This is a genomic window from Kerstersia similis (assembly GCF_965139615.1).
GTDB classification, from domain to species: Bacteria; Pseudomonadota; Gammaproteobacteria; order Burkholderiales; family Burkholderiaceae_B; genus Kerstersia; species Kerstersia similis.
Map to the genome: position 1 here is coordinate 1 of NZ_CBCSIQ010000012.1, position 26868 is coordinate 26868.

At 62.4% G+C, this 26868-nt stretch carries 20 protein-coding genes and 1 tRNA gene; 9 read left to right on the forward strand and 12 right to left on the reverse strand.

All coding sequences use genetic code 11. From position 1 onward, the window contains the following. Positions 1-908 precede the first annotated feature (908 nt). Positions 909-984 (reverse strand) — tRNA-Thr (locus ACNA1V_RS09000). A 76-nt stretch (positions 985-1060) separates the two neighbouring features. Further along, the gene (gene purB, locus ACNA1V_RS09005; protein ID WP_415833265.1) at positions 1061-2437 is read right to left on the reverse strand and encodes an adenylosuccinate lyase; all 1377 of its coding nucleotides are present in this window, start codon (positions 2435-2437) and stop codon (positions 1061-1063) included. A gap of 315 nt (positions 2438-2752) precedes the next feature. Between purB and ACNA1V_RS09010 the strand changes: the two genes are divergently transcribed. Further along, the gene (locus tag ACNA1V_RS09010) at positions 2753-3355 is read left to right on the forward strand and encodes a glutathione S-transferase family protein (RefSeq protein ID WP_415833266.1); all 603 of its coding nucleotides are present in this window, start codon (positions 2753-2755) and stop codon (positions 3353-3355) included. Between the two features lie 180 nt (positions 3356-3535). On the opposite strand, the gene mnmA is transcribed toward ACNA1V_RS09010, so the two are convergent. The 6 genes from mnmA to ACNA1V_RS09040 form a co-directional block, all read right to left on the reverse strand. Further along, positions 3536-4666 (reverse strand): tRNA 2-thiouridine(34) synthase MnmA, encoded by a 1131-nt coding sequence (mnmA, locus tag ACNA1V_RS09015; RefSeq protein ID WP_415833267.1) that lies wholly within the window; start codon positions 4664-4666, stop codon positions 3536-3538. Positions 4667-4732: 66 nt separating this feature from the next. Further along, positions 4733-6142, reverse strand: coding sequence for an FAD-binding oxidoreductase (locus tag ACNA1V_RS09020; RefSeq protein ID WP_415833268.1), 1410 nt, complete (start codon positions 6140-6142; stop codon positions 4733-4735). A 280-nt stretch (positions 6143-6422) separates the two neighbouring features. Next, positions 6423-7484 (reverse strand): 3-deoxy-7-phosphoheptulonate synthase AroG, encoded by a 1062-nt coding sequence (gene aroG / locus ACNA1V_RS09025; protein WP_415833269.1) that lies wholly within the window; start codon positions 7482-7484, stop codon positions 6423-6425. Between the two features lie 352 nt (positions 7485-7836). Further along, positions 7837-9294, reverse strand: coding sequence for a metalloprotease TldD (tldD, locus tag ACNA1V_RS09030; RefSeq protein WP_415833270.1), 1458 nt, complete (start codon positions 9292-9294; stop codon positions 7837-7839). Between the two features lie 78 nt (positions 9295-9372). Beyond that, positions 9373-10206, reverse strand: a complete 834-nt coding sequence (locus ACNA1V_RS09035) for a carbon-nitrogen hydrolase family protein (protein WP_415833271.1) — start codon at positions 10204-10206, stop codon at positions 9373-9375. Positions 10207-10517: 311 nt separating this feature from the next. Continuing rightward, positions 10518-11162 (reverse strand): DUF4136 domain-containing protein, encoded by a 645-nt coding sequence (locus ACNA1V_RS09040; protein WP_415833273.1) that lies wholly within the window; start codon positions 11160-11162, stop codon positions 10518-10520. Between the two features lie 279 nt (positions 11163-11441). Between ACNA1V_RS09040 and pepN the strand changes: the two genes are divergently transcribed. Continuing rightward, the gene (gene pepN / locus ACNA1V_RS09045) at positions 11442-14150 is read left to right on the forward strand and encodes an aminopeptidase N (protein ID WP_415833274.1); all 2709 of its coding nucleotides are present in this window, start codon (positions 11442-11444) and stop codon (positions 14148-14150) included. Between the two features lie 39 nt (positions 14151-14189). Beyond that, positions 14190-15209 (forward strand): class 1 fructose-bisphosphatase, encoded by a 1020-nt coding sequence (locus ACNA1V_RS09050; protein WP_415833275.1) that lies wholly within the window; start codon positions 14190-14192, stop codon positions 15207-15209. 149 nt (positions 15210-15358) lie between these two features. Here ACNA1V_RS09050 and ACNA1V_RS09055 read toward each other — a convergent pair whose 3' ends face one another. From ACNA1V_RS09055 to ACNA1V_RS09065, 3 genes are all read right to left on the reverse strand, one after another. After that, positions 15359-16744, reverse strand: coding sequence for a YfaP family protein (locus tag ACNA1V_RS09055; RefSeq protein ID WP_415833276.1), 1386 nt, complete (start codon positions 16742-16744; stop codon positions 15359-15361). Continuing rightward, positions 16737-17294 (reverse strand): hypothetical protein, encoded by a 558-nt coding sequence (locus ACNA1V_RS09060; RefSeq protein WP_415833277.1) that lies wholly within the window; start codon positions 17292-17294, stop codon positions 16737-16739. Before ACNA1V_RS09060 ends, ACNA1V_RS09055 begins: the two co-directional genes overlap by 8 nt. A 236-nt stretch (positions 17295-17530) precedes the next feature. Beyond that, positions 17531-18514 (reverse strand): quinone oxidoreductase family protein, encoded by a 984-nt coding sequence (locus ACNA1V_RS09065; protein WP_415833278.1) that lies wholly within the window; start codon positions 18512-18514, stop codon positions 17531-17533. 141 nt (positions 18515-18655) lie between these two features. On the opposite strand from ACNA1V_RS09065, the gene ACNA1V_RS09070 reads away from it, so the two are divergent. Continuing rightward, positions 18656-19585, forward strand: coding sequence for a DMT family transporter (locus tag ACNA1V_RS09070; RefSeq protein ID WP_415833279.1), 930 nt, complete (start codon positions 18656-18658; stop codon positions 19583-19585). A gap of 15 nt (positions 19586-19600) precedes the next feature. On the opposite strand, the gene ACNA1V_RS09075 is transcribed toward ACNA1V_RS09070, so the two are convergent. Beyond that, a complete protein-coding gene (locus tag ACNA1V_RS09075; RefSeq protein WP_415833280.1) occupies positions 19601-21130 on the reverse strand; it encodes a helicase HerA-like C-terminal domain-containing protein in 1530 nt (509 codons plus the stop codon). Between the two features lie 246 nt (positions 21131-21376). Between ACNA1V_RS09075 and ACNA1V_RS09080 the strand changes: the two genes are divergently transcribed. The 5 genes from ACNA1V_RS09080 to nadD all read left to right on the forward strand — a co-directional run bounded on the left by ACNA1V_RS09080 (position 21377) and on the right by nadD (position 26789). Further along, entirely contained in the window at positions 21377-22888 is a 1512-nt protein-coding gene (locus ACNA1V_RS09080) for an amino acid permease (RefSeq protein WP_415833281.1), read from the forward strand. Positions 22889-23056: 168 nt separating this feature from the next. Next, the gene (locus ACNA1V_RS09085) at positions 23057-23788 is read left to right on the forward strand and encodes a YebC/PmpR family DNA-binding transcriptional regulator (RefSeq protein WP_415833282.1); all 732 of its coding nucleotides are present in this window, start codon (positions 23057-23059) and stop codon (positions 23786-23788) included. A gap of 129 nt (positions 23789-23917) precedes the next feature. Continuing rightward, positions 23918-25213: a phosphoribosylamine--glycine ligase gene (purD, locus tag ACNA1V_RS09090; RefSeq protein WP_415833283.1), complete on the forward strand. Its 1296-nt coding sequence runs from the start codon at positions 23918-23920 to the stop codon at positions 25211-25213. 29 nt (positions 25214-25242) lie between these two features. Beyond that, a complete protein-coding gene (gene hemF, locus ACNA1V_RS09095; protein WP_415833284.1) occupies positions 25243-26154 on the forward strand; it encodes an oxygen-dependent coproporphyrinogen oxidase in 912 nt (303 codons plus the stop codon). Positions 26155-26186: 32 nt separating this feature from the next. Beyond that, a complete protein-coding gene (gene nadD, locus ACNA1V_RS09100) occupies positions 26187-26789 on the forward strand; it encodes a nicotinate (nicotinamide) nucleotide adenylyltransferase (RefSeq protein WP_415833359.1) in 603 nt (200 codons plus the stop codon). Positions 26790-26868 lie beyond the last annotated feature (79 nt).

Genomic DNA, 26868 nt, shown 5'->3' on the forward strand with positions numbered 1-26868 from the left:
GGCCTATACCCCGATACCCCCGCCGGTACCCGCCTCAAGACTCCATGCCACGTACCTTGGCTAACGTTAAGACGCCCAATGAATGCCATCTGAACGAATACCACCGGTTCAAGACCTGCCCCCCACTGGCTGAAGCCCCTCCTGCGATGCATGCACAGGCCTGAATAGCCATCAGACACCTGAGGGTACTTACCCCCAGCCAGTGTGAATAAGCTTGTTAGCACCTGCGGGAAAGAGTGGAAAATGGCTTTTATTACATGATCTTGCAATAGCATGATCAAAAATTGATCAATCCTGTCATCCTGCCACCCAAGCGAGTCTCCACAAGCGGAAAAACCTGCCTGCCAGCGGATTGGCCCCCGCTTCCGGGCAGAACAGCCGCATGCGTGCCACTTACTCACAGCAACTGTGAATAACCCTGTTAGCACCCACTGGACACCCCATCAAAGCCAATTAAAATCAAACACTTGCAAAAGAATGATCAAAAATTAAGCATACCAGGGGCCTGGGCAGGCTTGCGCACCGGCGCCACCAGGGGATAGGGACGGAAGAATCAGGACCCGGCATGGCAACGAACCGGATTGCCAACACCGACACGAAGGCCGCACACGCGCCCAAAAACAGAAAAGCCCTGGCTTAAGCCTGGGCTTTTCTGAATCTCTGGCAAGCTTGCTCGCACCGCAAACGACTGCCCCCTCACCTTCCTGGCGGAAGGCCCAGCCTCTTTGCAGCGCCTTTCTGAACGCGCCACAAGCAGGCCCATGCCCAAACTCCCCTTACCTGTCGTAGCAAGCGCCCACGAGGGGCAGAATGGCGCCAGGAACCACCCCGGACTCGCTGCGCATCAAAGCCAGCCACGCGGGAAAATAAAAAGGCCCCTTGTAAACAAGGGGCCTTTTCAAGGCATTTGGTGCCGGTGAGAAGAGTCGAACTCCCGACCTTCGCATTACGAATGCGCTGCTCTACCAACTGAGCTACACCGGCGAAACCTGTACTGCGATAAGAATTAAATTATAGCACGGAAATTTTCAGATAGCACAAGTGATGCGCAAGAAATTTATTACAGCTCACGTGCCAGGCTGACGGCCATGCCCAGATAGCTGCGCGGCGTCATGTCCAGCAGGCGGGCCTTGGGCTCGTCCGGCAATGCCAGGCCAGAGATGAACTCACGCAGTGCGTCCTGGGTAATGCCCTTGCCACGCGTCAGCGCCTTGAGCTGCTCATAGGGTTGCGGCAGGCCATAACGACGCATCACCGTTTGCACGGGCTCGGCCAGCACTTCCCAGCAGGCGTCGATATCGGCGTCGATGGCGGCTGCGTTGACTTCCAGTTTGTCCAGGCCGCGCAAGCAGGCGTCATAGGCTACCAGCGCGTAGCCGAATGCCACGCCCAGGTTGCGCAATACGGTGGAATCGGTCAGGTCACGCTGCCAGCGCGACACCGGCAGCTTTTCCGACAGGTGGCGCAGCATGGCATTGGCCAGGCCGATATTGCCTTCGGAGTTTTCAAAGTCGATCGGGTTGACCTTGTGCGGCATGGTCGAGGAACCGACCTCACCTTCCTTCAGGCGCTGCTTGAAGTAACCCAGCGAGACATAACCCCAGATGTCACGATCCAGATCCAGGATGATGGTATTGGCACGCGCCACGGCGTCGAACAGTTCGGCCATCCAGTCATGCGGTTCGATCTGGATGGTATGGCGGTTCTGCGTGAGGCCCAGGCCGCCCAGCACACGGGCGCTGAATGCCGGCCACTCGATTTCCGGATACGCCGAATAATGCGCGTTGTAGTTGCCCGTCGCGCCGTTGAGCTTGGCCAGCGGCTGTACCTTGGCAATATTGTCGATCGCGCGGCGCAGGCGGGCAGCGACGTTGGCAAACTCCTTGCCCAGCGTGGTAGGGCTGGCCGGCTGGCCATGGGTACGCGCCAGCAACGGCTGTTCGGCATGGGTATCAGCCAAGCCAGCGAGCTTGGCATACACTTTTTCCAGCGCGGGCAGCAGCACCTGTTCACGCGCGCGGGTCAGCATCAGCGCATGCGATGTATTGTTGATGTCTTCGGAGGTACAAGCAAAGTGAATGAACTCGGCGGCGCGATCCAGCTCTTCATCACCGGCCACTTGTTCCTTCAGCCAGTACTCGACGGCCTTCACATCATGATTGGTCGTACGCTCAATGGCCTTGATGCGCGCGGCATCGGCTTCGCTGAAGTTTTCCACCAGCGCGAGCAGGCGTTGACGGGCACGCTCGGAAAAACGCGGCAATTCGGGCAGCCCGGCTTCGGACAAGCCGATCAGCCAGGCAATCTCAACTTCCACCCGGTGGGCCATGAAGCCAGCTTCGGACAACAGGCCACGCAGGGCATCGCCCCGGCCGGCGTAGCGCCCGTCAAGCGGCGACAGGGCATTGAGGGAACTGATCTGATCGGCGATTTGCATGATTTCTGACAAAAAAACAACAATTTGCGAAGACTCGGATTCTAGCATCCGGAAACCTCGCACGCCCGGGCTACACTCCCCAGGAGGCACTCTGTGGCCTGATTTCGCTGTACCTGCCGCTTGCCGCGTACAGCCGGTTCCGCGCACATCGTTCTTTTTCCGGATCTCACACAGATTCGCGCCATCGGCCAGCTTCACGCCTGCCATGACGATACGGCCCTTGCTCCGGAAACATTATGTCTTGGCACGGTAAATCTGGTTGAATGAATTCACTGGGATATACTGCCACCGCATTTGCCTGATCACGTTGCTTTCATGAAACTGCTAGGTTCGCTGAATAATCCCTTCGTACGTAAAGTACGGATTGTCCTCGCTGAGAAAAAACTGAACGTTCAATGGGACGTTGAGGACGCCGTTCCCGAAACCGTATCGTTGCGAACCCACAATCCGCTGGGCAAGACACCCTGTCTGGTCATGGAAGACGATGCGTCGCTGTACGATTCACGCGTGATTGTCGAGTATCTCGATACCCTGTCTCCCGTTGGCCGGCTGATCCCGCCCTCTGGCCGTGAGCGTGCCGCCGCCAAAGGCTGGGAAGCGCTGGCCGATGGCCTGCTGGACGCCTGCCGCACCATCCACGAAGAACGCAGCCGGCCCGAAGCACAGCGCAGCAGCGCTATCGTTGCCGCGCAGTTCGACACGGTGCATGCCGCCCTGGCAGCCATGAACCAGCAATTGGGCGAACAGCTGTTCTGCATGGGCGTCAACTTCAGCCTGGCCGATATTGCAGTGGGCTGCGCCCTTTGCCATCTGGACAACGAATTCCCCGAACTGGATTGGCGTACCGAACATGCCAACCTGGTGCGCCTGCACGAAAAATTGCTGACGCGCCCCTCGTTTTCCGACACCCAGCAGTAAGACTGCCATCACGCAATCCAAAGCCCGGCCAGGGCTATCCATCCGCCTGCTGCGGGCTACAAGGCGTGTTCGCTGCTGCCTGCGCCCAGACACATTGCGCTTCACAAAAAAAACGGCATGCCGGTCGAACCCGCATGCCGTTTCCATCGCCGCGCCTGGGCGAAACGCCCCGAAACCGGCTCAGATAATAATGCCGCCGCCCAGGCAAACCTCACCTTGATACAGCACCGCTGATTGCCCTGGCGTGACCGCCCACTGCGGATCATCGAAAGTCAGCGTAAAGCCGCCCTGGCCATCCGCCTGCAAGGTGCAGGCCGCATCCTGCTGTCGATAACGCGTCTTGGCAGCGTAGCGTCCTGGCGCCGGCGCCTCGCCTGCCACCCAACTGGCATCCTGCGCCGTGAGGGTGTGGCTCAACAGCCAGGGGTGCTCATGCCCCTGCACGGCATACAGCACATTTTTCTTCAGATCCTTGCGGGCGGCATACCAGGCCTGTGCCGTGCCATCATCATTCTGATGACCTTTGACACCACCTATCCCCAAGCCTTTGCGTTGCCCCAGGGTATGAAACGCCAGTCCTTGATGCGTGCCCAGACGCTCGCCTTCCGGCGTCAGGATAGGGCCGGGCTGCGTGGGCAGATAGCGGTTCAGGAACTCCCGGAACGGTCGTTCGCCGATAAAGCAAATGCCTGTCGAATCTTTCTTTGCAGCATTGGGCAACTGCAGTTCCGCAGCAATACGCCGCACGTCGGTCTTGGGTATTTCCCCCAGCGGGAACAGCACCCGCGACAGCTGCTCCTGGCTCAGCCGGTGCAGGAAATAACTCTGATCCTTGCTGCCGTCGAGTGCCTTGAGCAATTCGCTGCGCACGCCGCTGCCCGCCGGCACGCGCCGCACGCGGGCATAGTGGCCGGTGGCAATCCAGTCCGCGCCCAGGCTCATGGCATGGTCCAGAAATGCCCGGAATTTGATTTCCGCATTGCACAGGACGTCAGGGTTGGGCGTGCGGCCGGCTGAATATTCACGCAGAAACTCGGCGAATACGCGATCCTTGTATTCGGCCGCAAAATTCACGGCCTCGATATCCACGCCCACCAGATCCGCCACACTGGCCGCATCCAGCCAGTCCTGGCGGCTGGAGCAGTATTCGGAGTCATCGTCGTCCTCCCAGTTCTTCATGAACAGGCCCACCACCTCATAGCCCTGCTGCTTGAGCAACCAGGCGGAGACAGAAGAATCGACACCGCCGGACATGCCGATCACGACACGGCCACGGGATGAAGTGGAAGAAGAAGCAGACATGAAATTCACAGTGCGGCGGCGCAGCACACCGCGCCGCCGTCCTTTAACAGGGAAACGCCCATACCGGGCAATGTTTTACCAGGCGATGATCTTGCCGGGGTTCAGGATATTGTTGGGATCAAAGGCATGCTTGAGGGAACGCATCAGCGCAATGGCATCCTCGCCGTGCTCTTCGGTCAGGAACTGCATTTTATGCAAGCCTACGCCATGTTCGCCAGTGCAGGTACCATCGGCCTCGATGGCGCGGCGCACGATGCGATGATTGATGGCTTCGGACTCTTCCCATTCTTCCTTGCTGTTCGGGTCGAGCATCATCAGCACATGGAAGTTGCCATCGCCCACATGGCCCAGAATGGTGGAGGGGAAGCTGGCAGTCGCCAGATCCTCCGCAGCGGCCGTCACGTTTTCTGCCAGACGGGAAATCGGTACGCAGACATCGGTCGTGCTGGCCAGGCACCCGGGCCGCAATTGCACCGAGGCGAAGTAGGCATTGTGACGCGCCGACCACAGGCGGTTCCGGTCTTCCGGACGCTCGGCCCATTCAAAATTTTCGCCGCCATGCTCGCGCGCCAGCTCCTGCACAATCTCGGCCTGTTCACGCACACCCTCCGGGCTGCCATGAAATTCAAAAGCCAGCAGCGGCGTTTCACGCAGCGTCAGCTTGCTGTGCTGATTCACGGCCCGAACCGATGCCGCATCCATGAACTCCACACGCGCCACCGGTACGCCCATCTGCACCGTGTCGATCACGCAACGCACGGCGTCATCCAGCGTATTGAAGTGACAGATCGCCGCCGACACCGCCTCCGGCAGCGGATACAAACGTACCGTCACCTCGACGATAATGCCCAGCGTTCCTTCGCTGCCCACGAAAATGCGGGTCAGGTCGTAACCAGCGGACGACTTGCGTGCGCGACCGGCGGTCCGCACCACTCTGCCGTCGGCCGTCACCACCGTCAGCGACACCACATTTTCACGCATGGTGCCATAGCGCACCGCGTTGGTTCCCGAGGCGCGGGTCGCCGCCATGCCGCCGATACTGGCATCGGCGCCGGGGTCGATAGGAAAGAACAAGCCCGTGTCGCGCAACTCGGCATTCAGCTGCTGCCGCAATACCCCCGGCTGCACGGTTGCCGTCAGGTCGCCGGCATCCACCGACAGGATGCGGTTCATCGCCTGCACATTCAGCACCACGCCCCCTTGTGCCGCCAGCACATGCCCTTCCAGGGAAGACCCCGCACCGTAGGGAATCAGGGGAACGCCGAACTCATTACAGAGCCTGGCCACAAATACCACTTCTTCCGTCGATTCAGCGAACACGACGGCATCGGGTGCCATGACGGGGTACGGCGACTCGTCACGGCCATGATGTTCGCGCACTGCCGCGGCTTCCGAACAGCGGCTGCCGAAACGTTCGCGCAGGCGCTCCAGAAAAGCCGCCGGAATGGCGCGAGGCGCCTGGATGGATTCAATATGGGCATTCATGATGGTGTTGTCTTCCTGGCACGCGAATCACTGTCGCCCATAAGGCTGGATTGCCGCGCCGTTTATTATCAATAGAGACGCGGCCCGAGCCGCGCAGCCGCCTGATCCGCACGCACCCGTTTCCCACTTGCCCCATGCGTCAGCAATCAGGACGCCTGAAAAGCAACACGGGGAGGCGCTACGCGCAGGATATCTTCCTGCGCCTGCGCCTCCCCGCAGGAAACGGGCCCGTGCTGCGGGAATCTTCCCGCCAGAACAGGCGACGTTTAGGATAGCATTTTTACACCAAGACTTCGCGGCGCGTATGCACGGCTGCGGCCAGCTGCTCCAGCACCGCCACCGACTCTTCCCAGCCGATGCAACCATCGGTGATGCTCTGGCCATAGACCAGCGGCTTGCCCTCTTCCAGATCCTGGCGCCCGGCGACCAGGTGGCTCTCGACCATCACGCCCACCAGGCGATCATCCCCGGCACTGACCTGCGACGCGATATCCGCGACCACGAGAGGCTGGTTTTCCGGTTTCTTGCTGCTATTGGCATGGCTCGCATCAATCATGATGCGCGGATCCAGCCCATTGGCTCGCATCAGCGCGCTGGCAGCCTCGACGCTGGCATGGTCATAGTTGGGCTGTTTGCCGCCACGTAGAATGACATGGCAATCGTCATTACCGGCGGTACGAACAATGGCGGAACGGCCACCCTTGGTCACCGACAGGAAATGGTGCGGCTGCGACGCCGCACGAATCGCATCTAGCGCAATTTTGACATTGCCGTCCGTCCCGTTCTTGAAACCGACCGGACACGACAGGCCGGACGACAGTTCGCGGTGCACCTGGCTTTCCGTGGTACGGGCGCCAATCGCCCCCCATGCCACCAGGTCAGCGATGTACTGCGGCGTGATCATGTCCAGGAACTCGCAGCCGGCAGGCATGCCCAGCTCGTTGATTTCCAGCAGCAGGCGGCGCGCCAGGCGCAAACCGGCATTGATGTTGAAACTGCCATCCAGGCTGGGGTCATTGATCAAACCCTTCCAGCCGACCGTGGTGCGCGGTTTCTCGAAGTACACCCGCATGATGATTTCCAGGCGGTCAGACAATTGTTCGCGGATGGGCTGCAGGCGGCGGGCATACTCCAGGGCAGCAGCAGGATCATGAATGGAACACGGGCCGATCACGACCACCAGCCGGTCGTCTTCGCCATGCAGGATACGGTGCACGGCCTGGCGCGCATCATGAACCACAGTGGAAGCTCGCGCCGAACACGGCAATTCGCTGATCACCTCAGCCGGGGTAGCCAGTTCCATGATTTCTTTGATCCGCAGGTCATCGGTATTGTGAGACACGGAGACACTCCTGTTTTAGATAATTTCTGCGCCAACTGCGCCCGACGACATACGAAAAAAAGCCGCCAGACAGTGCTGGCGGCTTTTTCAGGGAAACGGGTAGAAAACCTCAGGTACGACGCGTCCCTTCCTCCGCCAGCGGCATCGGAAAATAGTACGCAAAATAAAATCGTGCATTGAGGATATTCATGTAATCCATGGTAGCACAAAAAATTCAGCTGCCTAGCGGCATTTTCATCCTGTGCATTCGTTTTTCCGAAACGTGGCAAAAATACAAAAATGGCGGCAACGCCGCCATTTTCGTCATCTCAGGATGCCTGGCGCCCCATCATGGCAGCGCGGGCTGCCGCCATCAGGCCGTGCCGCCCACCGTCAGCCCTTCCATACGCAGGGTCGGCATACCCACGCCTACCGGCACGCTCTGCCCTTCCTTGCCACAGGTGCCGACGCCCCCGTCCAGCGCCATGTCGTTGCCGATCAGGCTGATCCGGTTCATGGCATCCGGCCCGTTGCCGATCAGCGTCGCGCCCTTGACCGGATAGGTCACCTTGCCGTCTTCGATCATGTAGGCTTCGGAAGCGGAAAACACAAACTTGCCACTGGTGATATCCACTTGCCCACCGCCAAAGTTGACGGCGTACAGGCCTTTTTTCACCGACGCGATGATCTCTTCCGGCGGTGTCTGGCCACCGAGCATATAGGTGTTGGTCATGCGCGGCATCGGCAGATAGGCATAGGATTCCCGCCGGCCATTGCCCGTCAGCGGAACGCCCATCAACCGGGCATTCAATGAATCCTGCATGTAGCCACGCAAAATGCCATCTTCGATCAGCACATTATGCTGCGTGGCATTCCCTTCATCATCGACATTCAGGGAGCCCCGCCGCCCTTCCAGGGTGCCGTCGTCAACAACCGTCACGCCCTTGGCCGCCACCCGCTCGCCCACACGTCCGGCAAACACGCTGGAACCCTTGCGATTAAAGTCTCCTTCCAGGCCATGCCCCACGGCTTCGTGCAACAGGATGCCCGGCCAACCCGGCCCCATGACCACCGTCATTTCCCCTGCCGGCGCAGGGCGGGCCTCCAGATTCACCAAGGCTTCATGCACGGCACGTTCGACATAGCCCTGCAGCACGGCATCGGTGAAGTAGGCCAGGCCGGCACGTCCGCCACCACCGCCATGACCGATTTCGCGGCGGCCCTGGTGTTCGGCGATCACGCTGACCGACAGCCTGACCAGCGGCCGGACATCCGCCACCAGGCGGCCATCGCTGCCAGCCACCAGAATGACATCATGCTCGGCACCAAGACTGGCCATGACCTGAATGATGCGCGGGTCGCGTGCGCGGGCCATGCGCTCCACGCGCTCCAGCAACGCCACTTTATCCGGCGCTTCCAGCGTCAGCAAGGGATCGACGGCCGGGTACAACGCCCGCCCGGCGGCCGCGTCCCCCGTCACGACCTGCTGGCGGCCCGCGCCGCGCCGTGCAATGCCGCGCACCGTGCGCGCCGAAGCCAGCAAGGCATCCGCTGAAAGGTGATCGGAATAGGCAAAAGCAGTTTTCTCGCCAGCAATGGCACGCACGCCTACGCCTTGTTCAATGGAAAAACTGCCGCTTTTGACCACCCCTTCTTCCAGGCTCCAGCCCTCGCTGCGAGTATGCTGGAAATAGAGGTCGGCATAATCGACGCGATGCGTAAAAATCTCGCCCAGGGCTCGCGCCAGATGGCTTTCATCCAAACCCCAGGGATCCAGCAGTATGGATCTGGCGGTATTGAGGGCATCAAGCCCGGGATCAATTCGTTTCATAGACTCTTCAAGCAATTTGGTTTGGCCGTCCGGCGCTGCCCGTCATGCGGTGCAGCAGCCGGTGCACGGCGGCCTGCGTCACAGCACGCGATGACGCAACGCAGGCAAATCAGTACGAATGCTGGCGATGCGCGCCGGATCCACCACGCCACTGACCACCCCTGCACCTTCCTCAAGGACATCAACGATCTCGCCCCAGGGGTCGATCAACATGGCATGCCCCCAGGTACGCCGGCCACTGGCATGCCGCCCGCCTTGGGCGGGCGCCAGAACATAGCATTGATTTTCAATGGCCCGCGCGCGCAACAGGATTTCCCAATGCGCCCTGCCCGTGGTGTAGGTAAAGGCCGCGGGCACCAGCAACAGGCTGACGGCCCCCATGGCCCGGTACATTTCCGGAAAACGCAGATCGTAACAGGTAGAGAGCCCGACCCGCCCGCAAGGCGTGTCAAACGTACGAACCTCGGCCCCCGCCCGGATGACGCGGGATTCATCATAGGACTCCTGGCCGCGCGTAAAGCTGAACAGGTGGATCTTGTCATAGCGCTGCACCTGCCGGCCATCCGGGCCATAGACCAGTTGCGCATTGAACAGCCTGCCGGTATCGCCCGTCGCCAGCGGAATAGTTCCTCCCGCCAGCCAGATTCCATGCCGGCGCGCCTGTTCAGACAAAAAGGACTGCAGCGGGCCGGCGCCATCTTCTTCGATAATGGCCAGTTTGTCCTCGTCCTTGAGGCCGATCAGACAAAAATACTCCGGCAAGGCCACCAGCCGGGCGCCCCCTGCCACTGCCTGCGCAATCAACGCTTCTGCCTGCGCCAGATTTTCCTGGACATCAGGCGTGGACACCATCTGGATTCCTGCGACCGGCAAAGCTGTGTTTGCCACCGCAGCAGCTGCAATTTCCGACATGCCAATTTCCCCTGGGAGATGCGATCGAGACAGAGGCACGCCGCCTGCTGCCTGCCGCCGGCGCTCAGACCCGCCGGCACACCGTCAGGATCGTAGCAGTTTCCCTGCCCCGGCAGGGGGCCGCCGCGGCCTGCGCAGCGAACCGCAGGCCGGGCAAAGCGTCACGCCCCCGGCGGAAAGCCCGTGCCCGTACGCCCTGGGTTCCCCTGGGCTTCTGCGATACCGCGGCCAGCCGCCCCACCCCGCTGCCACACCCCGTTGCCGCAACCCACCGATCAACCCGGACGCCCATTCGACACGTTCGACACGCGCTAATCCGCCAGCTGGTAGTTCACCCTGCGCACCTGGCCGTTATTGCCCGGGAAATGATCGAAGACCGCACGGAAGAGATAAGGCGCCACTTCCAGGTTGTCGGCATCGCCCGCGCCCAGATGTTCGGCGGTCGAACGGTAAACCTCGGCGTCATGGTTGTCCTTGTCCCGTATCGTGACTGTCAGCCGGTATTCCTTGGCGGCCACCGGACGCGTCACCCATTCCGGCGGGCCGCCCCAATAGCCATACCCATAACCGTAGCCATAGAAGCGCGGCCTGAACCCCGGCGGCCCCATGCCCCACCAGACCGGCTCTTCAACCAGCGCCGTTACCGGCTTGATCTGGTACTCGAAGCCGGCCAGGAAGCGCGCTGGCTGCCCCGTCCGGGCTTCGACCAGCCCGGTCGCGCCCAGCGCCGCACGCAGCATGTCAGCGTACGAGGCATACTCCAGATTGCCCCGGCTGTGTTCCGGGGTCTCGATCTCGTAGGTCTGGCCCTCATAGCTGTCCGACCACTGCTGGAAGCTCGTCACCCGTGCGGAAATACTGGACGCGCAGCCCGCCAGCATAAATACAGCCAGCCCCAGGCCTAGGCGCCAGCCTGGCATGCGCCATCCGGATGAAACTCCTGTTGTACGGAACATGAAGGTATCTCCTGGCACCCCGGTGCCTGAGTCACTGAAACTGGGCCGCGAAAACTGGGCCACTGAGTATTGAGCCACTGAATCGGGTCGCTGAATATTCTATTGCTCTGACAGTCCAGGCCCAAAAAAGTTTAGCGGACGACATGCCTGAGGCGCTTGGGGCCTGCCGCCCACCTGCCTGCCCGACCTGTGGCAGGCCCCGCTATCGCAGCCCGCCACAGTTCAGGCGCGCGGACGACTACAATGTAGCCGTTCAATCTTAAGCATGATGACCTCGCTATGCGCCACGCCAGCTCGACCACAATCCTGCGTCAGGATTACCAGCCTTATCCTTTCCAGATTCCGTCCATCGAACTTGAGTTCGACCTGGCCGCCCAGGCGACCCGGGTCGTGTCCCGCATGCGCGTCACGCGCCAGCCGGATGCGCCAGCCGACAGCCCGCTGGTCCTCGATGGCGAAGCATTGATGCTGCATGCCATTCATGTCGATGGGCAATTGCTGGATGCCGAACGCTACCAGCTCGACGGCGCCAGCGGCGCGCTGAGCATCCATGGCCTGCCCGCCGATGCGCTGGTGCAGATCACCAGCCTGTGCCACCCGGCCCAGAACACGACCTTGATGGGGCTGTATGTCTCCGGCGCCAGCTTGTTCACCCAGTGCGAGGCCGAAGGTTTCCGCCGCATTACCTGGTTCGCCGACCGCCCTGACGTCATGTCGCGCTATCGCGTCACGCTGCGCGCCAATCGCACCGACTATCCCCTGCTGCTGTCCAATGGCAATCTGATTGCAACGACCACCCTGGCCGATGGGCGCCATCAGGCCGTCTGGGAAGACCCGCACCCCAAACCCAGCTATCTGTTCGCCCTGGTGGCCGGAAATTTCGATTGCCGCGAAAGCACGCTGCGCACGCGCAGCGGCCGCGACGCCCTGTTGCAGGTTTATGCCGACCCGGGCTCGGGCAGCCAGACCGCCTGGGCACTGGAATCGCTGGAGCGCTCGGTGCGCTGGGATGAACAGCGCTTCGGGCTGGAACTGGATCTGGATCGCTTCATGATCGTCGCCGCCCGCGACTTCAATATGGGCGCCATGGAAAACAAGGGGCTGAACGTATTCAATGCCGCCTATGTGCTGGCCGACCCGCAAACCGCCACGGATGGCAACTACCGTGCCATTGAAGCCGTTATCGGACACGAATACTTCCATAACTGGACGGGCAACCGCGTCACCTGCCGCGATTGGTTCCAACTGAGTCTCAAGGAAGGGCTGACCGTCTTCCGCGACCAGGAATTCACCGCCGACATGATGGCTGCCGGCCTGGACGCCGATGCCGCCGCCAGTGCCCGCACCATCAAGCGCATCGACGATGTCACCGTGCTGCGCGCCGCACAGTTCCCGGAAGACGCCGGCCCGATGGCGCACCCCATCCGTCCGGACAGTTATCAGGAAATCGGCAACTTCTACACCGCGACGGTCTATGAGAAGGGCGCCGAAGTCATCCGCATGCAGCACACGCTGCTGGGCGAAGCCGGCTTCCAGGAAGGCATACGCGAGTATTTCCGGCGCCATGACGGCCAGGCCGTCACCTGCGACGACTTCGTCAATGCGATGGAGTCAGTCTATCAACGCCTGCACCCCGGCAAGGATCTGGCCGTATTCCGCCGCTGGTACGAGCAGGCCGGCACGCCGCGCGTACGCGTCGAACTGGAGTATGACGCCACCACCCGATCGTGCGTGGTCACGCTCTCGCAAAGCAACCCGCCAGTAGGCGTGGAAAAAGAACGTGGCCCCGATTTCATCAAGGCGCCGCTGCACATCCCCTTTGCCATCGGCTTTATCGCCGCTGATGGCCAGGCACTGGCACCCGTCCTGAATGGCCAGCAGGCTGATACCTTCCTGCTGGAACTCACCGAAGCACGCCAGCAATGGCGCTTCGAAAACATGGCGGCAGCGCCAACACCGTCGCTGCTGCGCAATTTCTCGGCGCCCGTCATCGTTGACTATGACTGGCAGGATGCCGATCTGGCCTTGCTCTCGGCACACGACGGCAATCCCTTCGCGCGCTGGGAAGCCGGGCAGGAACTGGCCGCCCGACAGATGCTGGCCAATGCGGCACGCCTGCGCGCTGGCGAACCGATGCGCGCCGACCCGGTCTTTGTGGATGCCTGGCGCGCCCAACTGAGCGCCCCCGGCCTGGATGCCGGCTACCGCGCCCGCGCCCTGGCGCTGCCCTCGGAAAAAACCCTGGCGCAGCGCATGGAAAAAATGGACCCGCCCGCCATCTCTGCCGCGCGCGACTTCCTGCGCGCCGAACTGGGCCGCGCCCTGGCGCCGCTCTGGCGGGTAGCCTACGATGCCAATGCGGTAGCAGGCCCGTATTCGCCCGACGCCCCCTCCGCCGGCAAGCGCGCCCTACGCAACCTGGCGCTGGCCTACCTGCTGTCCGGCAAGGTGGACGGTGCGCGCGAACTAGCCCTGGCCCAGTACGACACGGCCAGCAATATGACCGATGGCCTGGCGGCGCTCACTGCCTTGGTCAATGACAGCCGCGACGCCGACACGGAGCAGCGACTGGCGGCCTTCTATGACACCTGGCAGCATGACCCGCTGGTCGTCGATAAATGGTTTGCGCTGCAGGCCAGTTCGCGCGCCACCGATGTTGCTGCGGCCCGACGCCTGCTGGCCCATCCCGCCTTCACGCTGCGCAATCCCAACCGGGCGCGTTCCCTGGTTTTCCAGTTCTGCCTCAATAATGCCTCCGGCCTGCATCAGGCCGATGGCGCAGGCTACGATTTCTGGGCCGAACAAGTGCTGGCGCTGGACGCCATCAACCCGGAAATTGCAGCCCGTCTGGCCCGTGGGCTGGATAACTGGGCAGCCCATGCTCCCGCGTTGAGCGCACCGATGCGCGCGGCGATCGAACGCGTCCGCGCGCACCAGCCGCTGTCGCGCAACGTCGATGAGATTACCGCCAAGGCCTTGGCCCTTTGAATTCCCATTTCCCGTCTTTTCACTATTTTCTGGAACACCATGTCCCGTAAAACCCTGACTCAATACATGATCGAGCAGCAGCGCGACCACCAATGCGTGCCTGAAGCTCTGCGCCAGCTGGTCGAGACCGTCAGCCGCGCCTGCAAAAGCATCTCCCATTCGGTCGGCAAAGGGGCGCTGGGTGGCGTGCTGGGCAGCCTGGAAAGCGAAAACGTTCAAGGCGAAGTCCAGAAAAAACTGGACGTCATGTCCAACGATATCCTGATCGAAGCCAATGAATGGGGCGGCTGTCTGGCTGCCATGGCCTCGGAAGAAATGGACACCATCCGCAAGATTCCCAGCCATTACCCCAAGGGGGAATACCTGCTGTTGTTCGATCCGCTGGATGGCTCATCCAATATCGACGTCAACGTCTCCATCGGCACCATTTTCTCCATCCTCAAGACAGCCAAGGGTGGCCAGGACGCCTCCGAGGCGGACTTCCTGCAGCCCGGCACGCAACAGGTTGCCGCCGGCTATGCGGTGTATGGCCCGCAAACCTTGCTGGTGCTGACCTTCGGTCACGGCGTGGTGGGCTTCACGCTGGATCGCGACATCGGCGCCTGGGTGCTGACGCATGACAACATCCAGATCCCGGCCGACACCAAGGAATTCGCCATCAATATGTCGAACCAGCGCCATTGGGATGCCCCGGTCAAGCGCTATATCGACGAATGCCTGGCTGGCGAAAGCGGTGTGCGCGGCAAGAATTTCAATATGCGCTGGGTCGCCTCCATGGTGGCCGATGTGCACCGCATCCTGATGCGCGGCGGTATCTTCATGTACCCCTGGGATGCCCGCGAACCGTCCAAACCCGGCAAGCTGCGCCTGATGTACGAAGCCAACCCCATGAGTTTCCTGGTCGAGCAGGCCGGTGGCGCCGCCATTGACGGCCGCCAGCGCATTCTCGATGTGCCGCCCACGCAACTACACCAGCGCGTAAGCGTCGTGCTGGGTTCGCGCAACGAAGTCGAGCGTGTCGGCCAGTACCACACGGAAGCAGACGCGGCAAAGCACTGATTCCAGCCAGCCGCACAGGGTTGGCGTTTGCCTGACTCCACGCGGCCAGCGCCCTGACAGCCAAGCCGGCTGAGCCAGGCTTAAGAAAAAGCGGCCCGCCCGGCCATGACAGACCGGGCGGGCCGCTTCACGTTCAGGGCCAGCCGTTCTTACTGGGGCGCGACGCTCCAGGCACCGTCGGCGCTCCGTGTCACCTGAACATTGAAGACCGGAATCGGTGAGCTATCGCCCGCTGTCCCACGGACTTCGCCCACCGGCAGGCGGCGCGTCAGCAATTCCCCATCCTTGGCAGAGGACAATTGCACGGTCGCGGTACGGCCCTCGGCGCGCGCGTAATTGTTGATGCCGATCTGGTACACGCCCGCTTGCAGCACGTTCGCATCGCAACTGGCGTAGTAATGCTCCGGCCCGTAGGCATTGACGTTATCCGTATCCAGATAACCGCTCTGGCCGCGCCGCCTGGAGTAATAGACCTGCGCGCCTTGCGGTTCGAAAGTATGCAGATCAACATCACCGGTGCCATCCCAGGTCAGTGTCACGGTAAAGAAGCCGGTTTCCCCCGCAGTGGCCGGCGCCTTGAGCTCTCCCAGCGCCTTTGCCATCTGCGCCTGAATCTGACCGCGCGCGGCGCGTGTCCCATCCAGGTAGGTTTCGATCAGCTTGTGGCCGGACGCATCCGTCTTGGAGAACGGGATATTCAGGTTGGCGGCCGGCGTGCTGCCCGCAACGGCGCGCAAGCCGCCGATGACCAGGTCAATATCCACCGTGGTGTACTCACCATTGAGCGTCGGTGCCGCACTGGCGATATGCACCACCTTGGCGCTCTCCGTGGAAGCGCTGACCCTGACAGCTTCGTCGTAGGCCTTGTTGACGAACAGATTCCCCTGGGAATGCGCCACCAGCAGCAGTTTCTTGCGTTCCGTCACCAGCCCCTGGATACGCGCATTGTGGCGGATGTAATCCGCTTCCGTCGGTGGCTTGGACGCCATGCCCGCCAGGACGGCCACCATTTTGGCCTTCACCGTCTCTTTCCAGGCCTGGTAGGCATCGCCAAACGCCTGGTGACTCTCCTTCAGGCGTTCCCACAGCGACGACTCACCGGCGCCACTCAAGGTGCTCCAGAAATATTCCCAGCGCTGCTTGAGTACGCCGTCGATTTCACCGGAGCGCTGGATGAAAACTTCAGCAACATCTTCCAGGCTCGTCACATCCGGGCGATCCGCCAATTTGCCCGAGGTGTTGTAGAACAGTTCGGCAGTCACGCGCTCACCGCCATAGCTGTCGCCAGCCAGCAGCATCAGCCGCTCCATGCCGTGCGCAGCCTCGGTCGGGTCGTTCCAGACGCCGTTGAAAAAGCCCAGTACATAGCCACTGGATTCGCACAGACTGGCAGGCGCCTCTTGCGCCAGTGCGGGTTGCATGGCCCCTAGCGAGAGCGCAGCGGCAGCGGCCAGGCCGACGGCAAACGTGCGATAGGAGCGCGCCAACGGAAACGGAGCGAACGGAAACGCGGCAAACCGCAAGCCCTTACTCATCGCCGCACCCATTGCCATCCGGGGATTTGATGACGTAGCCATTGACGGCTTCCATGTAGCGCATATAGGCGCGGGCACGCACTTCGGTATTGGCCGTGCGGTCGCGCAGGCCGGTCACCGTGTTTTCGCCGCCCAGCACATCCGCCTCGCGGCGCACCACGCACTTCACGCCCGCCATCTGCTGGGCAACCACCTGGCGCAGCGCGGGTTCATCCGCGACATCCACCAGCAATGCCTGCTGGTTGGCTGCGGCCAGCTGCATCAACGCCTGTTTCTGCGTATCGTTGGCAGGCAGTTGCTGCACCCATGCCTGAATATCGTCACGCACGCCATTGGCATCGCTGTCCTCCCCGGCCAGGCTCTCGCTGCGATCTAATGCGGGCAAGGTGCCGTCCCGCTCCAGCGCTGCGATGCTCGCTGCGGGCGTATTTTCTTCAGGGGCAGTACCGCCGCCGTCCGAGCCGCCGGAATCATCCCCGCCACCGCAAGCAGCCAGGGACAGGCTCAAACAAAACGGCGCAAGCCACGACTTGCGCAAGGAAAAATTCATGTGGTATCGCTCCATGAGAACCCGCCTCGTCCAGCCACGGCGATTGAGCCAGATACCGGAACATGCCGCGGAAAAAGAAAACTGCCCGGCCCGGTGCCATCCATCTGGACAGCGCCCGGCCTGGGCAGGCATTCAAAAAACCGCTGAATTCTAATCTGGCAAACGCCAAACAAATTATTTCCATTGTGTCCGTGAGTAGCCGCGCCGCCACTCCCCGGCATCACGGCATCACGGCATCACGGCAGCAATATGGTCGCACCGGTGGTTTCACGCTGTTGCAACGCCTCCTGCGCCCGGCCCGCCTCGACCAGCGGCGCACGCCGCGATATCTGCGCGGCCAGCTTGCCAGCCAGTACCAGTTCGAACAGTTCGTCGGCAGCTGCCTGCAGGGCCTCGGTTGTGGCAATATGCGTCGCCAACGTGGGCCGAGTCACGTAAAGCGACCCCTTGGCTGCCAGAATGCCGAGATTGACGCCCGTCACCGGGCCAGAGGCATTGCCGAAGCTCACCATCAGGCCGCGCGGCGCCAGGCAGTCCAGGGAATCCTCCCAGGTATCCTTGCCCACGCCGTCATAGACCACCGGCACCTTGCGTCCTTCCGTCAACTCCAGCACGCGGTGCGCGATGTTTTCCCGCGAGTAATCAATGACCTGCCAGGCCCCTGCCGCCAGCGCACGTTCGGCTTTCTCCGGGCTGGAGACCGTACCGATCAGCCTGACCCCAAGCGCCCTGGCCCATTGGCATGCCAGCAGGCCCACGCCACCCGCTGCCGCGTGAAACAAGATGGTTTCCCCGCCCTGCAAGCGGTAGGTCTGGCGAAACAGGTACTGCACCGTCAGCCCCTTGAGCATCAAGGCAGCCGCATCTTCATCACTCACACCGGCCGGCACCTTGACCAACCGGCCGGCGTCCATATTGCGCACCGAGGCATAGGCGCCCAACTCGCTCTGGCCATAGGCCACGCGGTCGCCCACGGCCAGCCGTGTCACGCCCTCCCCCACGGCAATCACCTCTCCCGCCGCTTCATAGCCCAACCCATGCGGCAAAGGCTGCTGGTAGAGGCCGGTACGGAAGTAGATATCTATGAAATTCAGCCCCACTGCCGTCTGCCTCAGGGTGACTTCGCCGGGGGCAGGCGGCGGCACCTCGATGTCCACCCACTCCAGCACTTCCGGGCCGCCATAACGGCTGATGCGCATTGCCTTGGCCTGTGTACTCATGTCTTTGCTCCTGTTCGAGGGACGGATGCCTGCATTCGGCGCAGGCAGGAATCACGCTGGCAAACTCGCGCGACACCAGGGTTTCGTGCCATCATTTTAGGGTCGGCCCGGCTGATCCTCCCCTATTCCCCTGCATCACCCATGACCTCTCACCGCCCCGCCCTGTCCGCAACACGCCCCGCCTCGCCAGCGGCATCCCGACTGCAGGCCCATCTGGCTGCCCTGCTCTTCGGCCTGAGCGGAATTTTCGGCGCACTGATTCATGCCGATGCCGTCACCGTCACCTTCGGACGGGCGCTGTTTGCCAGCGCCGCCCTGGCAGGGTTTGCCTGCTGGCGTGGCGCCAGCCTGTCCCCGCGCCTGTCAACACGCCAATCCGCCCTGTTGCTGGCAACCGGCGCCCTGCTGGCGCTGCACTGGGTGACTTTTTTCACGGCGGTCAAAACCGGTGGCGTGGCCATGGCAACACTGGGTTTCGCCAGTTTTCCGGCATTTATCGCACTGCTGGATTGCGCCCTGTTCCAAGAGCGCATCGGCCCCGATGAAGGGCTGCTGCTGGGACTGGCCAGCGCCGGGCTGGTACTGGTGACACCCTCGTTCCATCTTGCCAGCCACGGCACCATCGGCCTGCTCTGGGGCGTGGCATCGGGTTTTTCCTTCGCTGTCCTGGCGGTAGCCAACCGACGCGCCGTCCGCGGCTTGCCGGCAGCACAGGTGGCCTTCTGGCAAAACACGACCGTCACGTTGATTTTGCTGCCCTTCGCCGCCCGAGGATGGCTGCAGCTGGACGGCATGGACTGGCTCAATCTGGCCTTGCTCGGCCTGCTTTGCACCGGGCTCGCGCACGGCTTGTTCGTAGCCAGCCTGGCCGGGCTCAGCGCACGCAGCAGCGGCATGATTATTGCGCTGGAACCCGTCTATGCCATTGCGGGCGCCTGGTGGCTCTTCAATGAGCGTCCGTCGGTACGCATGCTGGCCGGCGCCGCCCTGATTCTCTGCGCCATCGTGCTCTCCGCACGCCGACGCGCCGCCACGCCAGCCAGCCCGCCCTTGCCACCGGCACCCGACTAAGGACGCCTCTCGGCATCAACGCCGCTTGGATCCCATCAGGGAACCCAGAATGCCGCGCACCAGCGAATTGCCCATGGACCGTGCCGTGCTTTTAACAACGCTCTGCACCACGCCATCCCGTTTCCCGCCGCGAGGCCCGGTAGAACCGAACAGCAACTCATTGACCGCCTTGAGCATGGGGTTGCCTGCGTCGTCCTGCTGCGCCACCGCCGTCTCAGCCATCTTTCCTGCAGCGGCGTCCGCCGGCGTACCGGCGACGGACGCCACCGCCCGTGCCGCCAGGATTTCATACGCGGACTCCCTATCCACCATCCGGCCATAGCGCAAATCCATCTGTGAGGCCAGACGCAGCGCTTGCCGCTGCTCCTGCGGAATCGGGCCGATCTGCGAACCCGGCGCGCCTATCCAGGCACGCTGCGTCACGCCGGGGCGGCCCTGCTCATCCAGCAGGGACACCAGCGCCTCGCCTACGGCCAATTCGGTAATCGCTGCCGTGATGTTCAGGCTGGGATTCGGACGCATGGTCTCGGCCGCCGTCCTGACGGCCTTCTGATCGCGTGGCGTGAAGGCCCGCAAAGCGTGCTGCACGCGATTGCCCAGCTGCCCCAGCACCGTTTCCGGAATATCGGCGGGATTCTGCGTCACGAAATACACCCCCACGCCCTTGGAGCGGATCAGGCGCACAACCTGCTCGATTTTCTCCAGCAATGCCGCCGGCGCATCGTTGAACAACAGATGGGCTTCATCAAAGAAGAACACCAGGCGCGGTTTGTCGAGATCACCGACTTCCGGCAAGCGCTCGAATAGCTCTGCCAGCAGCCACAGCAGGAAAACCGAATACAAGCGGGGGGACTGCATCAGCTTGTCTGCCGCCAGAATATTGACCACACCGCGCCCCTGGGCGTCCGTGCGCATCAGATCGGCAATATCCAGCATGGGCTCGCCAAAGAACTGGTCGGCCCCCTGGCTCTCCAGCGTCAGCAAGGCGCGCTGGATCGCCCCCACTGAAGCGCTGGAAACATTGCCATAGCGGGTACGCAATTCCGCTGCCCGATCCGCCACGTTCTGCAGCATCGCGCGCAGATCTTTCATATCGAGCAGCAGCAGGCCCTCGTCGTCCGCCACCCGGAACACCAGGGACAGCACTCCCTCCTGGGTCGCATTGAGATTGAGCATGCGCGACAGCAGCATCGGCCCCATATCGGAAATCGTGGCGCGCACCGGATGGCCCTGTTCGCCGAACACATCCCACAGCTCCACCGGGCAAGCGCCCCATTGCGGCTGTGGCAGGCCCAGCTTTTCCAGACGCGCCGACAGCTTCGGGGAAGCCGCGCCGGCTTGCGCCAGCCCGGTCAGGTCGCCCTTGACGTCGGCCATGAATACCGGCGTTCCCAGGCGCGAGAACGCTTCCGCCAATACCTGCAGGGTCACGGTCTTGCCGGTGCCGGTGGCCCCGGTGATGCAACCATGACGGTTGGCCAGGGCAGGCAGCAAGCAGACTTCTGTTTCGGCGTTGCGGGCAACAAGAATCGGGGCGGCGTTCATGGGTATTTCCCAGGAAGAAAATAAAGCCGAGTGTAGGGCTTTCCAGTGTGCGTCGCAGCCCACTTTCCCGTCTTTAACATCCAGCGATCCCATTTTTCATGGAGAGCCGTCTGTCCTCGGATAAGGTTTTCGGTGACCCGAAGCCGGGGACGCTGCTATGATTCGCCGGTTTTTCATCCAATGCGCTGCCTCTTCCGGCCTGCGCCGCGCCAGCGGCATCGGCCGTGCCGGCACGCCCGCCCTCCCGTGACCACAAGCAGCCAATCTGCCCCTTCCCAAACATCGTCTCCGCCTGCGGGCGGCCTCAAGCGCGAACTCAAGGCCCGGCACCTGTCCATGATCGCCATCGGCGGCTCCATCGGCACAGGCCTGTTTGTTGCCTCCGGCGCCACGATTTCCCAAGCCGGCCCCGGCGGCGCCCTGCTGTCCTATGTCCTGATCGGGCTGATGGTCTATTTCCTGATGACCAGCCTGGGCGAACTCGCGGCCTGCATGCCAGTCTCCGGTTCATTCGCTACCTATGGCGCCCGTTATGTCGATGATGGCTTCGGCTTCGCCCTGGGCTGGAACTACTGGTACAACTGGGCCGTCACGATTGCCGTCGATCTGGTGGCCGCGCAGCTGGTCATGGCCTACTGGTTCCCGGATGTGCCCGGCATCATCTGGAGCGCCCTGTTCCTGTGCTTGCTCTTTGCGCTGAATTACCAGTCAGTGCGGGGCTTTGCCGAAACCGAATACTGGTTCGCCGCAATCAAGGTCGTGACCGTGCTGTGCTTCATCGGCGCCGGCTTCCTGATGGTGCTGGGCATTCTCAAGGGTGGCGAGCACAGCGGCCTGTCCAATTGGACGATAGGCGATGCGCCGTTCGCCGGCGGCGTCGCCACCATGATCGGTGTGGCGATGGTCGTAGGCTTTTCCTTCCAGGGCACGGAACTGATCGGTATCGCAGCCGGCGAATCGGAAGACCCGGCACGCAATATTCCGCGTGCCGTGCGCAAGGTATTCTGGCGCATTCTGCTGTTCTATGTCCTGGCGATTTTCGTCATCAGCCTGTTGATTCCCTATACGGATCCGCAATTGCTGCGCAATGATGTCTCGGACATCAGTGTGAGTCCGTTCACCCTGGTGTTCGAAAAAGCCGGCCTGCTATCGGCCGCCGCCGTCATGAACGCCGTGATCCTGACTTCCGTGCTGTCGGCCGGAAATTCGGGCATGTATGCCTCCACGCGGATGCTCTACAACCTGGCGCTGGAAGGCAAAGCACCACGCATCTTTTCCCGCCTGTCGGTCAACGGCGTTCCGCGCTATGCCCTGCTGGCCACTGCCGCCGTCGCGGCGCTGTGCTTCCTGGCGTCCATCTTCAGCCCCAGCGCGATCTATATCTGGCTGCTCAATGCCTCCGGCATGACGGGCTTTATCGCCTGGCTGGGAATTGCCATCAGCCACTACCGTTTCCGCCGTGGCTATATGCACCAGGGGCGTGATCTCAGCCTGCTGCCCTATCGCGCCGGCCTGTTCCCGTTCGGCCCGATCTTTGCCTTTGTCCTGTGCCTGATCATCACCTTGGGGCAAAACTATGAAGCCTTCCTCAACGATCAGATCGACTGGCTGGGCGTCGTCGCCACCTATATCGGCCTGCCGCTGTTCCTGCTGATCTGGCTGGGCTACAGGCTGATCAAGGGCGGCCGGTTTGTCCGCCTGGACGAAATGACCTTCCCGGATTCCTTGTCGGGGCCGGCCGCACGCAAGCCCGAGTAAATCCGGCACGGACAGCCCCTCCTGGCGGCAGGGGCAGGGCCACCTGGCGTCCCGCAAGAGAATGCTCGACGGCATTCCCCTGCGGGGCAGCGCCTGATTTTCCCCGTGAAGCCTCAAGCAAGCTAAAATCCCGGTTCTTTCCGTTTTTTTCCTTTATTTCAGAGCACTATGGCCGGACACAGCAAGTGGGCTAACATCCAGCACCGCAAAGGGCGTCAGGACGCCAAGCGCGGCAAGATCTGGACCAAGATCATCCGTGAAATCACTGTCGCCGCACGCGCCGGCGGCCCTGACCCGGCCACCAACCCCCGCTTGCGCCTGGCCTGGGACAAGGCCACCGACGTCAACATGCCCAAGGACAACATCCAGCGCGCCATTACGCGCGGGGCCGGCGGCGGCGATGGTGCCAATTACGAAGAAATCCGCTACGAAGGCTACGGCATCGGCGGCGCCGCTGTGATCGTCGATGCCATGACGGACAACCGCACCCGCACCGTGGCCGAAGTCCGCCACGCCTTTGCGAAAAACGGCGGCAATCTGGGCCAGGAAGGCTCGGTGGCCTTCATGTTCAAGCATTGCGGCCAGTTCATTTTCGCGCCGGGCACCTCCGAAGAACAGGTCATGGAAATCGCGCTGGAAGCCGGCGCCGAAGATATCCAGACCGATGAGGAAGGCGTGATCGAAGTCATCACCGCACCGGGCGACTACGCCGCCGTGCGCGACGCGCTATTGGCTGCGAAGCTGACGCCCGAAGTCGATGGCATCATCATGAAGGCACTGAACGAAACCGAACTGGCTGGCGAAGACGCTGCCAAGATGCAAAAGCTGCTCGATGCGCTGGAAGCCCTGGACGATGTCCAGGAGGTATTTACCACCGCCGTCCTGGACGAAACCGAATAAGGCCGTCCCGGCAGCGCGGCAGGGCAACCTGCTGCCACCGATAAAAAAACAGAGCCTGCATCCGGCAGCGGATGCAGGCCTGGCAGTATCCTCCACGCAAGGCGTGGCAACCACCCTTCTGACTCAAACATGAAACTCTTGGTCATCGGCTCGGGCGGCCGCGAACATGCCCTGGCATGGCGCCTGGCGCAATCGGAACGCGTCCACAAAGTCTATGTCGCACCGGGCAACGGCGGCACGGCGCTCGCCCGCAACCTGGAAAACGTGGACATCACCGATCCCGAAGAGTTGGCCGATTTCGCCCAGCGCGAACAAATCGCGCTGACGGTGGTCGGGCCGGAAGCACCGTTGGCGGCAGGCGTGGTGGATGTGTTCCGTGCCCGCAAGCTGAAGATTTTCGGCCCCTCCAAGGCGGCCGCACAGCTGGAAAGTTCCAAGGACTACGCCAAGGCTTTCCTGTTCCGCCACAATATTCCCACGGCGGCCTACCAGACCTTCACCGACCCGGCCCAGGCTCACGCCTATATTGATGCCCAGGGCGCGCCCATCGTCATCAAGGCCGATGGCCTGGCGGCCGGCAAGGGCGTGGTCGTGGCGGAAACGCTGGAACAGGCCCATGAGGCCGTGGATGCCATGCTGGGCGACGGCTCGCTGGGCGCAGCCGGGGCGCGTGTCGTCATCGAAGAATTCCTGCAAGGCGAAGAAGCCAGCTTCATCGTCATGGTGGATGGCCGCAATGTGCTGGCCCTGGCCACCAGCCAGGACCACAAGCGCCTGGGCGACGGCGACACCGGCCCGAACACCGGCGGCATGGGCGCCTACTCGCCCGCGCCCGTGGTTACACCCGAAATGCACCACCGCATCATGCGCGAAGTGATTCTGCCGACCGTGCAGGGCATGGCGCGCGACGGTATTCCCTACACCGGTTTCCTGTACGCCGGCCTGATGATCGCTCCGGGCGACGACCCGGCCCGCCCGATCAAGGTGCTGGAGTTCAATTGCCGCATGGGCGACCCGGAAACTCAGCCCATCATGATGAGGATCAAAAGCGATTTCGTCGATGTCCTCGAAAATGCAGTGGAAGGTACGCTCGACCAGGCGGAAATCACCTGGGATAGGCGCACGGCGATTGGCGTTGTGCTGGCAGCGGCCAACTACCCCGGCGAACCCCGCCGTGGTGACGCCATCACCGGCCTGCCGGCCGATCACTCCGACGTCATGGTGTTCCACGCAGGAACGCGCTATGACGGCCAGGATGTTCTGACCAACGGCGGCCGCGTGTTGTGCGTCACTGCCCTGGGAGATTCGCTGCGCATCGCCCGCGATCTGGCCTATGACACGGTGGAACGCGTCCATTTCGATGGACGCCAATACCGCACGGACATCGGCTGGCGCGCGTTCAAACGAGGTTCGGGCGCGGCCTGACCCTTACAACTTCCCGCAGGAGCCGCATCATGCCGTCCATTCCCCTGTCATCTGCCAGGCAATATTTCCTTGACCTGCAGCAGCGCATCGTCGCCGGCCTGGAACAGGTCAGCAATGAGCCTTTCCGCGAAGACCGCTGGGAGCGCGAGGAAGGCGGCGGCGGGATTTCCCGGCTGATCGAAGGCGGCGAATTCCTGGAGCGCGGCGGCGTGCTGTTCAGCCATGTGCAGGGCGCCACCCTGCCGCCCTCTGCCAGCGCCCACCGGCGCGAACTGGCAGGCCGCCCCTGGGAAGCCATGGGCATTTCCATGGTGCTGCACCCGCGCAATCCCTATGTGCCGACCACGCACATGAACGTACGCCTGTTCGTTGCCAAGGCTCGGCCAGGCATCGACGACGGCGACCGTTTCTGGTTCGGCGGCGGACTGGATCTGACGCCCTACTATGCCTATGAAGACGACGCCCGTCATTTTCACCAGGTCTGTCATGATGCCCTCGCTCCTTTCGGCGAGGAGTACTATCCGCGCTTCAAAGGCTGGTGCGACGAGTATTTCTATCTCAAGCATCGCAAGGAAACGCGCGGGATCGGCGGCATTTTCTTCGACGACCTGGATGTCCCGGATTTCGATGGCGCCTTTGCCCTGACGCGTTCGGTGGGAGACTGTTTCCTGCAGGCTTACCTGCCCATCGTCGAGCGCCGCATCGTTCAGGAATATGGCGAACGCGAACGCGACTTCCAGGCTTACCGGCGCGGCCGGTATGTTGAATTCAACCTCGTGTTCGACCGTGGCACCCTGTTCGGCCTGCAATCCGGCGGCCGTACGGAATCCATCCTGCTGTCCATGCCGCCTGTGGCGCACTGGCGGTACGACTGGCAGCCGGAACCGCGTTCGCCGGAAGCCCGGCTGTATGAATTCCTGACGCCCAGAGATTGGATTTAATGCCTGTCGTTCCTGTCTGCGCTACTGATTCCCTGCCGCGCATCGGCCTGCTGGGCGGCAGTTTCGACCCCGTTCATCTGGCGCATCTTGCGCTGGCGCAGGCAGCGCTGACCCAGCTTCACCTGGCGGGCGTGCAGTTCATTCCTGCCGCCCAGCCCTGGCAGCGCCGTCCGCTGCAGGCCAGCGAAGCCCAGCGCCTGGATATGCTGCGCCTGACCCTGGCCGGCCAGGATCGGTTTTCCATCAACACCAGCGAACTGGATCGCGGCGGGCCGACCTACACCATAGATACCATCCGGCAACTGCCCGCTGGCGTTCGCTATGTCTGGCTGCTGGGCACGGATCAACTGGTCAATTTCTGCACCTGGCGCGACTGGCAGGACATTATTGCGCGCATCGACCTTGCCGTGGCCCAACGGCCCGGCTCTGCCCTCGCGCCTCCCCCTGCCCTGGCGGCCGCTCTGGCCACGCATGGCCGCCAGCTGGAAATCATTCCCTTCACTCCCCGTCAGATCTCGGCATCGGACATCCGGGCGCGCCAGGCGCGCGGGGAATCCCTGCAAGACCTGGTCGCCCCTGCCGTGGCCGACTATATCAATGCCCATGGCCTTTACCGCGAGGCCGGCCATCCCTGACTGAAGCCGCCCATAAGGGCGGCATCAGGCATCACTTGCCTGCATCATTCCGGCAACACACCTCTTTCCCGCAGCCACG

Bases quoted from the DNA above. Each gene is read 5' to 3' on its own strand.
- purB (WP_415833265.1), bottom strand. From the start codon at position 2,437: ATGCAAATCGCCGATCAGATCAGTTCCCTCAATGCCCTGTCGCCGCTT.
- ACNA1V_RS09010 (WP_415833266.1), top strand. From the start codon at position 2,753: ATGAAACTGCTAGGTTCGCTGAATAATCCCTTCGTACGTAAAGTACGG.
- ACNA1V_RS09020 (WP_415833268.1), bottom strand. From the start codon at position 6,142: ATGAATGCCCATATTGAATCCATCCAGGCGCCTCGCGCCATTCCGGCG.
- tldD (WP_415833270.1), bottom strand. From the start codon at position 9,294: ATGAAACGAATTGATCCCGGGCTTGATGCCCTCAATACCGCCAGATCC.
- ACNA1V_RS09035 (WP_415833271.1), bottom strand. From the start codon at position 10,206: ATGTCGGAAATTGCAGCTGCTGCGGTGGCAAACACAGCTTTGCCGGTC.
- ACNA1V_RS09040 (WP_415833273.1), bottom strand. From the start codon at position 11,162: ATGTTCCGTACAACAGGAGTTTCATCCGGATGGCGCATGCCAGGCTGG.
- pepN (WP_415833274.1), top strand. From the start codon at position 11,442: ATGCGCCACGCCAGCTCGACCACAATCCTGCGTCAGGATTACCAGCCT.
- ACNA1V_RS09050 (WP_415833275.1), top strand. From the start codon at position 14,190: ATGTCCCGTAAAACCCTGACTCAATACATGATCGAGCAGCAGCGCGAC.
- ACNA1V_RS09055 (WP_415833276.1), bottom strand. From the start codon at position 16,744: ATGAGTAAGGGCTTGCGGTTTGCCGCGTTTCCGTTCGCTCCGTTTCCG.
- ACNA1V_RS09060 (WP_415833277.1), bottom strand. From the start codon at position 17,294: ATGAATTTTTCCTTGCGCAAGTCGTGGCTTGCGCCGTTTTGTTTGAGC.
- ACNA1V_RS09065 (WP_415833278.1), bottom strand. From the start codon at position 18,514: ATGAGTACACAGGCCAAGGCAATGCGCATCAGCCGTTATGGCGGCCCG.
- ACNA1V_RS09070 (WP_415833279.1), top strand. From the start codon at position 18,656: ATGACCTCTCACCGCCCCGCCCTGTCCGCAACACGCCCCGCCTCGCCA.
- ACNA1V_RS09075 (WP_415833280.1), bottom strand. From the start codon at position 21,130: ATGAACGCCGCCCCGATTCTTGTTGCCCGCAACGCCGAAACAGAAGTC.
- ACNA1V_RS09085 (WP_415833282.1), top strand. From the start codon at position 23,057: ATGGCCGGACACAGCAAGTGGGCTAACATCCAGCACCGCAAAGGGCGT.
- purD (WP_415833283.1), top strand. From the start codon at position 23,918: ATGAAACTCTTGGTCATCGGCTCGGGCGGCCGCGAACATGCCCTGGCA.
- hemF (WP_415833284.1), top strand. From the start codon at position 25,243: ATGCCGTCCATTCCCCTGTCATCTGCCAGGCAATATTTCCTTGACCTG.